Here is a 12,864-nt window from a genome sequence, read left to right on the forward strand (position 1 = left end):
GCGTCGCCATGAGCGAACCCATCATCCGACTGGAGCACGTGTCGCGGACCTACCATGTCGGCGACATCGACGTGCACGCCTTGCGCGACGTCAGCCTGACGGTCAATGCCGGCGAGTTCGTCGCCATCATGGGCGCGTCGGGCTCCGGCAAATCCACCTTAATGGCCGTACTCGGCTGCCTCGATCGTCCGAGCGGCGGCCGTTACTTCTTCGAGGGCATCGACGTCGCGCAACTCGGCGAGCCGGAACGCGCGCGGCTGCGCAGCGAGCGGCTCGGCTTCGTGTTCCAGAGCTTCAATCTGCTGGCGCGCACGAGCGCGATCGAGAATGTCGCGCTGCCGCTGTTCTACGCCGCCAGCGGCCCCGAGAGCGCCACGGCGCGGACCGAGCGGGCCCGCGCCGCGCTGAAGCTCCTCGGCCTTGGCGAACGCGAGAACAACACGCCGGGGCAGCTCTCCGGCGGTCAGCAGCAGCGCGTCGCCATCGCCCGCGCGCTCATCAACGAGCCCGGCCTCCTGCTCGCGGACGAGCCCACCGGCAATCTCGATACCCGCACCTCGCACGAGATCATGGAGACGCTGGCACGGCTGAACCGCGAGCACGGCGTCACCGTGATCGTCGTCACGCATGAGTCGGATATCGCCGCCTACGCCGATCGCACCATCACGATGCGTGACGGGGAAATCGTTTCCGACCTGCGCAACCCGAAGCCGACCAAAGTGCCGCTCACGGCGGCGGCCGGCGCCATCGCGCCCGCGCACCGCGCCGCCGGCGCCATCGCCCGGCACACGCATACGGCGTGGGCCTTCGGCCGGATGATCGTCGCCGCCGCGTTGCAGGCGCTTCACCGCAACATGATGCGGTCGGCGCTGACCATGCTCGGCGTGTTCATCGGCGTCGCGGCGCTGATCGCCATGGTCGCCGTCGGCCAGGGCGCCAACGAAGCGGTGCGCAAGCAGATCGAAAGTCTCGGCACCAATCTGGTGGTCGTGCTGCCCGGCGCCCGTACGATGGGCGGCGCGCGCGGCGGCTTCGGCAGCGCCTCGACGTTGACGGTCAACGACGCCATCGCGATCCGGCGCGAGTCCACCGCCGTGAGCGGCGTCAGCTATCTCATCCGTCAGTCCGGCCAGACGCAATATGCCAACCAGAACTGGACGACGAGCATCCAGGGCGTAAGTCCGAACTACCCGCCGATGACCAACTGGCGCATCGAGAGCGGGCGCGGCATCGACGACGACGATGACGCTAGCGCGGCGCTGGTCGTCGTCATCGGCAAGTCGGTGCAGCGGCAGTTGTTCGGCGAAACCACCGATCCGATCGGCGCGCTGATCCAAGTCAAGAACGTGCCGATGCGGGTGATCGGCGTGCTCGCCAGCAAGGGGCAGACGCCGTTCGGCACCGACCAGGACGACGTGGTGATGATCCCGTTCAACACCGCCGAGCGCAAGGTGCTGGGCGTCGCCGCGCCGACGCAGACGCAAGCCCAGCTCAACTGGATCTATCCTGACCCGCCGAACCCCTACGCACTCACCACGCACCTGACCGGTTACGTCAACCAGATCTTCCTGCAGGCCGCGAGCGGCGCCAGCGTGCAGCCGGCGGTCGCGCAGGCGACCGATATCCTGCGCCGCCGGCACCGTATCAAAGCCGGAAGCGATGACGACTTTTCCGTCCGCAATCTGAGCCAGATCGCGGAGACCGCCGAGAGCTCGAGCCGCATCATGGCGCTGCTGCTCGCCGCCGTCGCCTCCATCTCGCTCGTCGTCGGCGGCATCGGCATCATGAACATCCTGCTCGTCTCGGTCACGGAGCGCACGCGCGAGATCGGCTTACGCATGGCCATCGGCGCGCGACGCATTCACGTGCTGTTGCAGTTCCTGGCCGAGGCGGTGTTGCTCAGCATCACCGGCGGCATCGCCGGCATCGTGATGGGTGTCGCCTTCTCGCTCGCCATCTCATTGCTCGCGGGCTGGGCGGCACCGATATCGTTGATGGCGGTCGCCGGCGGCTTCCTGTTTTCGGCCGCGGTCGGCATCTTCTTCGGCTATTACCCCGCGCGCAAAGCGGCCGGCCTCGATCCGATCGAGGCGCTCAGATACGAATAGCGTGACCCGCGCGCCTGATCAGCGGCCCGGCAGCATGCGGCCGAGCGTTCCGTCGCGCCGGACGAACTGGTGGTAGAGCGCCGCTGCGACATGCAGGCCGACCAGCGCGAGCAGCAAGTAGTTCGACAGCAGCGCGTGCACGTCGCCGGTCCAGCCCCACGCCGGATCGCGTGGCGCGACCAGCAGGGGCAGTTGATGGCCAAACATGACGATCGGCATGTTGCGCCAGGAGGCATTGATCCAGCCCAGGATCGGCAGCGCCAACAAGAGCACGTAGAGCAGCCAGTGCACGATCCGCGCGCTCGCCGTCTGCCACGGCGGCACGCCGTCGATCGGCGCCGGTTCCGGATGGGTCAGCCGCCAGGCCAGCCTGACGACGGCGACCGCGAGGATGACGACGCCGATGGTGAAATGCAGGCTGATGAGGCTGCTCATCGCCGTATTGCGGCCGATATGCGGCATCGACCACGCGGCATAGAACTGGCCGATCAGCAGGGCCACGATCAGCCAGTGCAGGAACTTCGCTGTGCCGGTGTAGCCGCGCGTCATTGGATTACCCTCTTGCGGTGGAACGACACCGCCCCCATATGCGTTCAATCGTCGTTGTTGAGCGAGCAATCGTTCCTTCGACCCACGCTGCTAGGCCGAGCCTGGCGGGCGTTGACGACCACGATGAGCAGGCGTCGCCGGATGTACGCGCGCCTTGCGTCGTGGTCGTTCTCATTTCTCGTCGGCGCGCGCGTAGACGGCTTTGGCGCCCCAGGCGGCGACGGCCACCATTACCAGCGATACGAGCACGTTGTATCCCGGCAATGAAATGCCGAAGAGACGCCAAGCCGCTTCGTCGCAGCGGACGACGCGGATGCTCTGCAGGCTCTTCATGAGGTCGCCGGTCGAGCCGATCGCGTTGATCGGGCCGCTGCAATCGGTCGGACCGGCCCAGAACTTCCATTCGACGCCGGCATGGTAGGCGGCGAGGCCGGCGTCCCACAGCATGGCCGCGGCGATCGCCAGGAAGCCCAACATGAGCACCTTGCGCGCGGCGCCGTAGCCGGCGCCGAGCCAGAGCAGCGCCGCGAGCGGCGCGCTGAAATAGTAGGGTATCCGCTGCTCGAGGCAGAGCGGGCACGGCGGGTATCCCAGCACGTACTGAAAGAAGAAAAAGCCGGCGATGGTGGCAAGCGCGATCACGAGAAGCGCCGCGGCGGCGGCGCGCGGCGGATCGGCGCGGACAATAGCTAAAGTGTCTGTCATGGGGATGGATGCGCGATGTGGGTCGGTAGAAGCACTCTTGTCGGGGGCAAATGCGTCCGCTTCATGGACTGGCGTCCGTTGCCTGTGCCGTCGTGCCCTTGCGGCAAGCCTTAGCCCGCGTACCGGGCTTTCACAATAGAACCGGCTTCACAATAGGCCCGGTCGCGACCTCGCGGGCGGTCACGAATTTGTGCCTGCCGCCGCCACACCGGCTCCAGGCAAGGTTTGGCTGTTACCCGTCGCAATATTGTCTTTTGCCGGGAAGGCCATGGCCGACACACAAGCCAGCGACGTCCCTGCGCCGGCGGCGACCGCACCGGCCGCCGCGAAGGCGAATGCCTCGAAACCGACGGACACGCGTCAAGCACGGCCGTCGGTCAAGAACGCGGCCAGCACGGCGGCGACGCTCGACGAACGACTCGCCCGTGAAGCGCTCGCCAGCCTGAAAAGCGCGCGGACCGCGGCGCGCACCGAAATCGTCAGCCCCAAACCGCGCATGCCGGTGCCGTCGACGACGATCGTGGTCAAACCGGCGCCGTCGCAGGCCTGGAAGGGCCCTTTCGTTACGCTGGCGATGCTGGTCTGCATCTGCACGATCGTTTGCGCCGGCACCCTCGCCTATCTGCTGATGCGACCGGCTCCCATCTCGACGGCGGCCAATGCGGAGCTGCGCCATCTCCGTGACACCGTCGCGCAGCTGCAGCGCAATGTGTCGGCCCTGTCGAACGACATCGCGTCGACCAGCAGCGCCCTCGACGCGGCCAGCAAAACCGCGAGCGATCGTTATGGCCGCGTCGCGCAAAATCTCGATCGTGTCGAGCGCGCCCAGTCGGCCACGGCGAACCAAATCGAGCGCCTGTCGGTCGAACGGACGCGGGCCACTCAAACGCAGCAAGCGGCCCTGGCTCCGGCTCCCGACGTCACCGGCAGCATCAAGCCGCAGCAGAAGCCGCAAACCGCCGGCGCGCGCCGCGGCAATGCCATTCCCGGATGGTCGGTGCGCCGCGCCTATGAAGGCGTCGCCATTCTTGAAGGCGCCCCCGGCGTCGTCGAGGTCGTCCTCGGACAGGACGTTCCCGATCTCGGCCGCATTCAAGATATCAGGTTCGACAGCGGCCGCTGGACGGTCTGGACAAGCAAGGGCGTCATCCGCTCACGCTGAGCCGCCCTCGCGGCGGGGCACCGACGTCAGAGCTGGTATAAAATCTGGTCGGCCCAGAAACGTTCAAGGCGACGCAGGAGGCCGTTCAGCGCCTTCAGATCTCCCGACGAGACCCCGGCAACGCGTTCGACCGAAGCGATCTGGTGGTCATAGACGACATCGATGATGTCACGCACTTCGCCGCCCTTCGCGGTCAGCTTGATCACGATCGAACGACGGTCGCGCTCGGAGCGCTGCCGATCGAGAAAGCCCGTCTCGACGAGACGCTTCAAATTATACGAGACGTCGGAACCGCCATAATAGCCACGCGTGCGCAGCTCCGCGACCGTGAGCTCGCTATGACCGATATGGTAAAGAAGAAAGGCCTGCGCGGCATTGACGTCGTTGCGGCCGAGACGGGTCAGCTCCGCATCGATCACGTCGAGCAGCCGCCGCCGCATCCGCTCGAGGAGCATGACACTTTCGCCATAGGCCTTATGGATTTGCGAGGCGTGAAACGAAAGTGAGTCGGAAAAGTCGATCGTAGCCGTAACGGCGCTCATGATAATGCTCTTTCTTTCCTAGAAAGGGTCGGTGGCGGACTTAAATACCGGCAACGGAACTTTTGGTTTCTGCGTCTGAAAATCGGCTTAAACGATGCGCGCAAATTGCATCTATCTGTGTATGCATAATTCCAATCACGAAACGCGCGCGACATCGCTAAGCGCGCGTTGATGCGAGCCATCCCTATCGACTAAAATTTTCGATGTCGGGTCGCGTGCAGCGCGAACGAGAGCGCGTTTCGCGCAACTCTCGTCGAATTTTACGAACCGCGCCGGTTCACTTGCGCGTCGTTCGGCTCAGTTGTCCTGCCTCAGATCGCCATCCGGCGCGGCTTCCACCGCTTCGAGGGCGATCGCACGGCGCAACGTGCGGATATGCACGTTGTAGCGCGCGGCGACGACGCTGAGCGGCTGGCCGCCTTGAATGATGTGCACCGCCTCTTGCTTCTGCGCCGCGGTTAACGCCGGCGGCCGGCCCATGCGCGAGCCGCGGATGCGGGCGGCAAGCATGCCGGCGCGCGTGCGTTCGCTGATCAGCGAGCGCTCGAACTCGGCCAGCGCCGCCATCATGTGGAACACGAGCCTGCCGCCGGACGAGCTCGTATCGATGCTCTCGGTCAGCGACTTGAATTCGATACCGCGATCGGCGAGGTCGTTGATGATGGCGATGAGGTGCGGCAACGACCGGCCGAGCCGGTCCAACCGCCAGACCACCAACATATCCCCTTCTTGCAGCTGCGCGAGCGCTTCGCTCAAGCCGGGCCGGATGAACTTGGCGCCGGAGATGCCGTGGTCGGTCAGTATCCTGCTACAGCCTGCGGCTTCGAGCGCGAGCGTTTGCGGCTGAAGCGTCTGCTCGCCCGTCGACACCCGTGCGTAGCCGATCTTCTGCCGCGTCGCTGAAGGAGCGGTACTCTCAACTCTATACTTCACGTCTAGCTTCCCTGTTTTTTCTGTTTTTCTCGTCCTCGCTCAACGGCTTGACAAAAGGGTTCCATTTTTTTCTCGGCGTTTTGCACATAATTGCCTAGTTCTCAGACGTAATAACCGCCGTCAATTCCGGCCTCGCGAATCGGATTACTTACGATTACGGCGAAAGGGAACCTTTTATTCTATAGGATTTACGAGTTACTACGCCGCTTTGCTTTATTTAACTTCCCGATTGATTTGTCGGTGATTTCGCTGCGTTTTCTGAAAATCTCCGCCACGTTAACGATGGCGGTAAATTGGGGGGACGACCGGTCGATTAACCTCGACGGTCACACCAAGCCGGGCTCGCTCCGCACTCTGGTCGTTCGTTAACCGTGAGGGAGCGCGCGACGAACCGTCCGCTCCGCGCTCACGCTCCGAACAATCAAGCAGTGCGCAGATACCAGTACTTGCTCGCGTAAGGCGTCGCGTAGGGACGCTCAGCGGATAGTCGGGGGACGACCGCACGGTCTCGACCATCACGGCCCAGCCGCTCCGTTCGCGGAGCGGGAGCTGCCCTATTGGCTGCCGCCGACAAAGTTAACGCGTGCTCCGACGATCGAGCACGCGTCCGAGGCGCTTAGTACCTGTTGTGTTGCGTGCAAACAGATGAGGCGATCGAGGCGGCCGGGGCGCTTCGACGTCAGAAAAAGACAACTACGGCAAAAACACAGGGACGATCACATGTTCGTTGTCATTGATGATCGGGAGAGCGTCACGCACGGCTATGCGGCCGGCTTCGGGCGCGAGGGTGTGGCATCAATCGGCTTTACTTCGAAGGACTTCCGCGACTGGCTGGAAGGCGCTGTCGGCAATGATTTGAGCGCGATCAACGCGTTTCTATTGGGCGATTGCCCGGATCGCACGACCTTGCCGCGCAGCATCCGTCATCGCTGCCGCGCTCCCATTATCGCGCTGAACAATCTGAAGCTACTCAAGCACACGATCGAGCTGTTCGAGGCCGGCGTCGACGACGTCGTGCATGCGCCAATTCACGTCCGCGAAATTCTGGTTCGGACCGCCGTCATTCGTCGCCGAACGATCGGCGCCTCCGCTCAGGAGCCGACCAACGTGATCCGCGTATTCCTCGACGGGCGCGATCCCGAGGTCGCCGGCCGGACCATGACGCTGCCCCGCCGCGAACTGCGGATTCTGGAGCACCTCGTCAGCCACCAGGGTAAGTGGCTCACGAAGACCCAGCTCTTCAATGCGATCTACGGGCTGTTCGACGCAAGCTTCGACGAGAACGTCATCGAAAGCCATGTGAGCAAGCTACGCAAGAAACTGCGTGGGCATCTCGGCTACGATCCGATCGAGTCGAAGCGCTACATGGGCTATCGGCTCGACGACCTGCCGACGAAGTCTAGCGCCGAATCTGGTCCTTCGAGACATAATTGAAGTCCTCGACGAGGACATCCTGCAGCACGTCAGCTTGCAACCGCTTGTTGACGCGCTCCTTGATCATCTGGGTCAAGCGGGAGAGATCGTACCGCGCGAGGTTTTTGAAATCGAACTTCTCGTCGCCGTAAATCTTACGGAAGGCTTCATCGACGACGAAAGCATCGGGCGGTACCGGCAACTGACGCAGCACTTTGGAATCCGCCGTGAAGACGAATTGGGCAACGATATACCCCTGAATGCTTCCTTCAGCGATCATGGGGACGTTGATCACCTTCGTCTTCTCGTAGGCGAGGCCATCGAGATACTCCTGCTTCGGCGGCAGCGCGGCGTTGCTCTCTTTCCAATAGGAGATGGCAAAGGCCGCGCCCGCCGTGACGATGCAAGCCCAGACACCGGTCAAGATGAACCGGATCATTTGCATGGCATCGGCCCCGTCGACGAATAAGTGCCGTCGGACTCCACTTCCTGGATGGACCGCGCGATGATGGCCGAGACCTCGCGGACTGCGTCCAATTGGATCTGCAACGCGGCTTGATTCCGCACCAGACTGGCCCGCAGGCCCGTCAGGCAAGCCACGACGCGCGGATCGCTCGCGACGTCCTGTGTCAGGCGCATCGCCCGCGTCAGCTCCAGCAAACCACGGTTCTTGCGCTGGCCGAACCCGTCGAGGTCGACGGGCGCGCGCAGCTCGAGGCCCGCCGTTTCCTCGTCGATCGTAACCTTCAGCCGCTCGATGACGTGCAAGATGCTGGCATGGGTGCCGAGCCATTGGCCCGGCGCGCGCTCCGGTTCGGACTCGGCGGCGATCGCGTGCGGCAACGCCGGCACGACCGGCGCGTCGGATGCGACGACAAGTTGCGACTGTTTTTGCTCCATCGGCTCCTCGCTTCAGAACTGCGTCTAGGAAAAGTCAGCTTTCGCTTTGTCCGCCGCCGGCCGCGGCACGCGACTTGGCGAGTTGCTTCGCTATGCCGATGCCGTTGCCCTTGGCCATTTCATTGCTGAGCTGTTCAGCCAGCATCGAGCGCCAGACCGTGCCGGCCGTGCCCTTGCCGAAGACATCGTTGGCGTTCTGCGGCAGCATTGTTTCGACAAACATCTGCAGGACGAAGGCTTCGAACTTGCGGTAGACGGCGTTGTCGCTGGTGTCCTTCTTCACGAAGGTCGCATGCCCGGTGCCGCCCGGCAGCAGGCTGCCCATCGTGCCGGTGCTGGCCGCGGCCGTGTCGGCCGCAGCGGACCGGGCCGACTCGGCCATCGTCGCACCGAAGTCGCCGCTTGCCGGCGTCAGACGCTCGAGCTTGCTGGTCGCCGCACTGCGCGCGGCCGGATCGGCGGCCGCCATCACGTCAAGGATAAGATCCGGAACCGGCGCTACCGTCATCGCTCACCTCACTCGCTGACCGGAAGAATGGCCTCGACCGGCGCCGTTCCGGCGGACCGCAGCGCCATCCGCCCCATGACATCCTCGAGCACCCGCTTCTCCTGGGCGTGAGCGGCGCGCTTGCGCGCAACCTCCGCCATCTTGAGGGCGTGCTTGAGTTTGCGCATCTCGTCCAACGCCACGGCCGCATGCCGCTCCGTCTCTTCGGCGCGCACGCTGTGTTCGACGCTCGCGACCCGCAGGCTGCGCGACGCGACTTGCGCCACGAGCTCGGCCAAGCCGCCTTCGCCGCTGAAGCTGCCAATGAGGCGCAGCTGACGATCGTGCAACTCGCGCTCCTTGGCCTGCGACTCCATCAGCTGCCACTCGGCCATGCGATGGAGCTGCTCCTGGACGGCAACGATGCGCCTGATCTTGCGGTCTCTCGTCTTCATCGTGAAATCAGCCCGCGAGCCATGAGGAGAAGCCGAGCATGAACTGGAGTACCAGTTCGCGGCTGGTGAGGTAGACCAGCAGAAGGCCGCCGAAAAGAACGAAGGGGATGGAGATGAAGTAGATGGGGATCGTCGGCGTGAGCTTGTTGGCGAGGCCGATCGCCAAATTGACGATGGCCGCGTAGATGACGAAGGGGCTCGCGATACGGAACGCCAGCGTGAATGCCTGCGACAGGTTCTCGACGAGTTGGACGAAGCCGGTTTCTCCGGTGATGCCGACGGACGGCAGCCAGATCCGATAGGAGCCGATCAAGCCGCGCAGTAATTCCCAATGCTGATCGGTCAGGAAAAACAGGACCGTCGCCGTGATCGTGATCAGCGGCACAAGGGCCGGCGCCTGTTCGTTGTCGTCGACCGTGCCGCCGACGCCGGAAAGGCCGATCGCATTGGCGATCAACGTCGCCATGGTCTGCAGCGCCAGAAAGAAAACACGCGCCGTGAAGCCAATCAGCAGACCGATCATCAGCTCCGACCAGATGAGGCGAATGACCGCCGCCGGCGCCGCATCTTCGACCAACGGCCGCACCGTGCCGTCGAGCAGGGGAAACAGCATCAGCGTCACGGCCACAGCGAGAAACAGCCGGACCTGCACCGGGATGTTCGCGCGCGAATAGCCGGGCGCGACCATCAGACACGTGCCGACGCGGCAGAATACGAGGAAGGTCGCGAGGACAGCGGTGGAAAGACCTGCCGTCAAGACAGCGCCCCCATCGACTTGATCTCGACACCGCGCGCGATTTCGACGTGCGACAGGACGGGCATCGTCGGCAGCACCCGCTCGGTGATCATGCGCACATAGGAGCGCACCTCCGGCGGCGCCACGAGCACGATCTGCTCGCCTTGCGCCGCGGCCTTGCGCGCCGCCGCCGACACATCCTGCGCGAACTGTTCCACCAGGCGCGGCTCGACGTCGAATTCGACGATGTCGCCCTTGCTGTCGCGCTTGAGGCTCTGGTGGAAGGCGAGATCCCAGCGGTTGCCCAGCCGCATCACCTTCAACACGCCGTTGTCCGAGAAATCGCCGCAGATCTGTTGCGCGATCCGCATGCGCACATGTTCCGCCACCTGTTCGGAGCGACGCACATGCGGCGCAATCTCCGCGATCGCCTCGAGAATGAGGTGCAGGTTCCGGATCGAGACTCGCTCGGCGAGCAGCAGCTTGAGCACGGCCTGCAGCCCGGAGTATGAAATCTGCGACGGACAAATGTCGTCGATCAGGCGCTTGTACTCGGGATCCAGCCTCTCGAACAAGGTGCGCATGTCCTTGTAGGACAGAAGTTGCGCCAGGTTGCCGCGTATGACTTCGCTCAGATGCGTCAACAACACGGAGATGTTGTCGGCGGTCTTGAAGCCCTCGCGCTTGACTTCCTCGGCGAAGGTTTCCGGCACCCACATCGCCCGCAGGCCGAAGGCCGGCTCGACGACCTCGTCGCCCGGCACATCCGGCTTGCGATCGCCGTCGAACAACACCAGCACCTCGCCGATGCGCAGTTCGTTCTGCGCGACGATGGTGCTGTGGATCTTGATCCGGTAGGTTTTCGGGCCAGCCGACAGGTCGTCGCTCAGCTTGATCTCGGGAATGACAAACCCGTATTGCGTGGCAAAGCGACGGCGCATCTTGGTGACGCGGTGCGCCAGCTCGCTATGCGCGTTCAGCATCTGAACCGCCAACTGGCTGCCGACGCAGAGTTCGATCTCGGCGGTCTTAAGGTATTCCTTGATCGAATCCTTCGAGTCGGCCTTGGCCTGCTCGCGCGCCTGGATGGCACGCGCCTCTTCAAGCCGCGCCCGCGCCGCCTGGCGCCGCGGCAGGGCATAGCTTACGAAGGCCATGACGCCGCCGAGGAAGGCGAACGGCAGCAGCGGCAGTCCGGGCATCAGCGCCAGCACGAACATCATGAGCGCCGCGACCGACAAAGCGCGCGGATAGCTGCCGAGCTGGCGGAGCACCGTCTGCTCGGCCGAGCCGCGCGTGCCGCCTTTCGAAACGAGCAGGCCGGCGGCGAGCGAGACGATCAGCGCCGGAATTTGGGAGACGAGGCCGTCGCCGACCGAAAGCTTGGTGAAGACGTCGGCCGCGCGGGCGAGCGGCAACCCGTGATGGGTCACGCCGATGACGATGCCGCCGAAAATGTTGATCGCCGTGATGATGAGGCCGGCGATGGCATCGCCGCGCACGAACTTCGAGGCGCCGTCCATGGCACCGAAGAAGGCGCTTTCCTCCTCGAGCTCGCGACGCCGCCGTTGCGCTTCCTTGTCGTCGATCAGGCCCGCCGCCAGGTCGGCGTCGATCGACATCTGCTTGCCGGGGATGGCGTCGAGCGTGAAGCGCGCGCCGACCTCCGCGATGCGCGTCGCACCCTTGGTGATGACCACGAAATTGACGGTGACGAGGATGGCGACGATGATCAAGCCGATCACGAAGTCGCCGCCCATGACGAACTTCGAGAAGCCCGCGACCACGTAACCCGCCGCGTGCTCGCCCTCGCCGCCATGCGACAGGATCACGCGCGTGGTGGCGACGTTCAGCGCCAGACGCAAGACCGTCGCGATCAGCAGTACGGTCGGGAACGCCGAAAAGTCGAGCGGCCGCTGGATCCACAGCGAGACCATGAGAATGAGAGCCGACAGCGCGATCGAGAATGCCAGGCCGACGTCGATCAAGACAGCCGGCATCGGCAGGACAAGGATCGTCACCATGACGACGATGCCCATGGCGAAGAACACGTCGGTGCCGATCCGGCGCTCGCTGGGGAGAGCTGGTGTCAGCACATCGGCCATGGCAATTCCCGCAACAAGGTCATGTCCGCACCTTGCCGGGCGGACCTTGCGTGAAGGTGGCGAACGCCGCCGCTTGGCTCAGAAGCCGTGCTCGACCCGGGAGTAGACGACTTCGGTGAAGGCGTAGATGTGCGCGCCGATGAACGTGCCGGACACGGCCACGACGATCAGCATGACGACGATCTTGGGGATAAACGTCAGCGTCATCTCCTGCACTTGGGTTAGCGCCTGCAGGAGCGCAATAATGATGCCGACCAGCATGGCCGAGCCGACAGCCGGACCTGCGGCGATGATGATCGTCCAGATCGCCTGCTGAAGGATGTCGAGGGCGTCGCGCTCGTTCATGGTCTAGCTGATGGTGATGCCCGGTCCCAGCAGCACCTTGGACCCGTCCTCCAAGGTCGCGACCGCGCCGCCCTGGATGATGTTCACCGACGTGATCTTGCCGGTGGTCTCGACGCCATCGGAGGTCGTGAACGTCGCGGTGTGGCCGATCAGGCCGTCGGCCTGCAGCAACGCGTTGGACGACAGGAGAGAATCGAGCTTCGTGTTGGTCTGGATGGACTGCTCGACCTGTGACAATTGCGCGAACTGGCTCATGTACTGCGACATGTCCGTCGGGCTGGTCGGATCCTGGTTCTTCATCTGAGCGATGAGAAGTTGCAGGAAGGCATTGTAGTCGATCGTCGACGATGCGGAGCTCGTGTCCGTGCCCTGATTCGTCTTCGAATTTGTCGTCTGTACGCCGCCGACTTCCATTATGCTCTCC

General features: G+C 64.0%; 15 protein-coding genes. 3 read left to right on the forward strand and 12 right to left on the reverse strand.

Annotated elements, in window-relative coordinates:
- Positions 1–8: 8 nt before the first annotated feature.
- Positions 9–2,108 (forward strand): ABC transporter permease, encoded by a 2,100-nt coding sequence (locus DW352_RS14985; RefSeq protein WP_115692090.1) that lies wholly within the window; start codon positions 9–11, stop codon positions 2,106–2,108.
- An 18-nt stretch (positions 2,109–2,126) separates the two neighbouring features.
- Here the strand turns inward: DW352_RS14985 and DW352_RS14990 are convergent, their stop codons facing one another.
- Both DW352_RS14990 and DW352_RS14995 read right to left on the reverse strand, forming a co-directional pair.
- Complete coding sequence (locus DW352_RS14990; protein WP_115692091.1) at positions 2,127–2,657, reverse strand: cytochrome b; 531 nt, start codon at positions 2,655–2,657, stop codon at positions 2,127–2,129.
- A 171-nt stretch (positions 2,658–2,828) separates the two neighbouring features.
- Positions 2,829–3,362 carry a disulfide bond formation protein B gene (locus DW352_RS14995; protein ID WP_115692092.1) on the reverse strand — a complete coding sequence of 178 codons (534 nt, stop codon included), beginning with the start codon at positions 3,360–3,362 and terminating at the stop codon, positions 2,829–2,831.
- Between the two features lie 268 nt (positions 3,363–3,630).
- Between DW352_RS14995 and DW352_RS15000 the strand changes: the two genes are divergently transcribed.
- Positions 3,631–4,524: a hypothetical protein gene (locus tag DW352_RS15000; RefSeq protein WP_115692093.1), complete on the forward strand. Its 894-nt coding sequence runs from the start codon at positions 3,631–3,633 to the stop codon at positions 4,522–4,524.
- A gap of 26 nt (positions 4,525–4,550) precedes the next feature.
- Here DW352_RS15000 and DW352_RS15005 read toward each other — a convergent pair whose 3' ends face one another.
- Together DW352_RS15005 and DW352_RS15010 are read right to left on the reverse strand one after the other, a co-directional pair.
- Complete coding sequence (locus tag DW352_RS15005; RefSeq protein ID WP_425374661.1) at positions 4,551–5,069, reverse strand: MarR family winged helix-turn-helix transcriptional regulator; 519 nt, start codon at positions 5,067–5,069, stop codon at positions 4,551–4,553.
- 294 nt (positions 5,070–5,363) lie between these two features.
- Complete coding sequence (locus DW352_RS15010) at positions 5,364–5,999, reverse strand: recombinase family protein (RefSeq protein ID WP_115692095.1); 636 nt, start codon at positions 5,997–5,999, stop codon at positions 5,364–5,366.
- 720 nt (positions 6,000–6,719) lie between these two features.
- Here DW352_RS15010 and DW352_RS15015 point away from each other — a divergent pair.
- Positions 6,720–7,433, forward strand: a complete 714-nt coding sequence (locus tag DW352_RS15015; RefSeq protein WP_115692096.1) for a response regulator transcription factor — start codon at positions 6,720–6,722, stop codon at positions 7,431–7,433.
- Here DW352_RS15015 and DW352_RS15020 read toward each other — a convergent pair.
- The 8 genes from DW352_RS15020 to flgD all read right to left on the reverse strand — a co-directional run bounded on the left by DW352_RS15020 (position 7,399) and on the right by flgD (position 12,854).
- A complete protein-coding gene (locus tag DW352_RS15020) occupies positions 7,399–7,851 on the reverse strand; it encodes a hypothetical protein (protein ID WP_115692097.1) in 453 nt (150 codons plus the stop codon). The genes DW352_RS15015 and DW352_RS15020 overlap by 35 nt on opposite strands.
- A complete protein-coding gene (locus tag DW352_RS15025) occupies positions 7,848–8,312 on the reverse strand; it encodes a hypothetical protein (RefSeq protein ID WP_115692098.1) in 465 nt (154 codons plus the stop codon). The genes DW352_RS15020 and DW352_RS15025 overlap by 4 nt, the downstream gene beginning before the upstream one ends.
- A 34-nt stretch (positions 8,313–8,346) precedes the next feature.
- Entirely contained in the window at positions 8,347–8,820 is a 474-nt protein-coding gene (locus tag DW352_RS15030) for a rod-binding protein (protein WP_115692099.1), read from the reverse strand.
- A gap of 8 nt (positions 8,821–8,828) precedes the next feature.
- On the reverse strand, positions 8,829–9,254 hold the full coding sequence (locus DW352_RS15035) for a hypothetical protein (RefSeq protein ID WP_115692100.1): 426 nt from the start codon (positions 9,252–9,254) through the stop codon (positions 8,829–8,831).
- A 7-nt stretch (positions 9,255–9,261) separates the two neighbouring features.
- The gene (fliR, locus tag DW352_RS15040) at positions 9,262–10,011 is read right to left on the reverse strand and encodes a flagellar biosynthesis protein FliR (protein ID WP_115692101.1); all 750 of its coding nucleotides are present in this window, start codon (positions 10,009–10,011) and stop codon (positions 9,262–9,264) included.
- Positions 10,008–12,095 carry a flagellar biosynthesis protein FlhA gene (gene flhA / locus DW352_RS15045; protein WP_115692102.1) on the reverse strand — a complete coding sequence of 696 codons (2,088 nt, stop codon included), beginning with the start codon at positions 12,093–12,095 and terminating at the stop codon, positions 10,008–10,010. Before flhA ends, fliR begins: the two co-directional genes overlap by 4 nt.
- Before the next feature lie 78 nt (positions 12,096–12,173).
- Positions 12,174–12,440, reverse strand: a complete 267-nt coding sequence (fliQ, locus tag DW352_RS15050; RefSeq protein WP_115692103.1) for a flagellar biosynthesis protein FliQ — start codon at positions 12,438–12,440, stop codon at positions 12,174–12,176.
- A 3-nt stretch (positions 12,441–12,443) separates the two neighbouring features.
- Complete coding sequence (gene flgD / locus DW352_RS15055; protein WP_115692104.1) at positions 12,444–12,854, reverse strand: flagellar hook assembly protein FlgD; 411 nt, start codon at positions 12,852–12,854, stop codon at positions 12,444–12,446.
- Between the last annotated feature and the right edge of the window lie 10 nt (positions 12,855–12,864).

The sequence above is a fragment of the Pseudolabrys taiwanensis genome, from assembly GCF_003367395.1.
GTDB lineage: Bacteria > Pseudomonadota > Alphaproteobacteria > Rhizobiales > Xanthobacteraceae > Pseudolabrys > Pseudolabrys taiwanensis.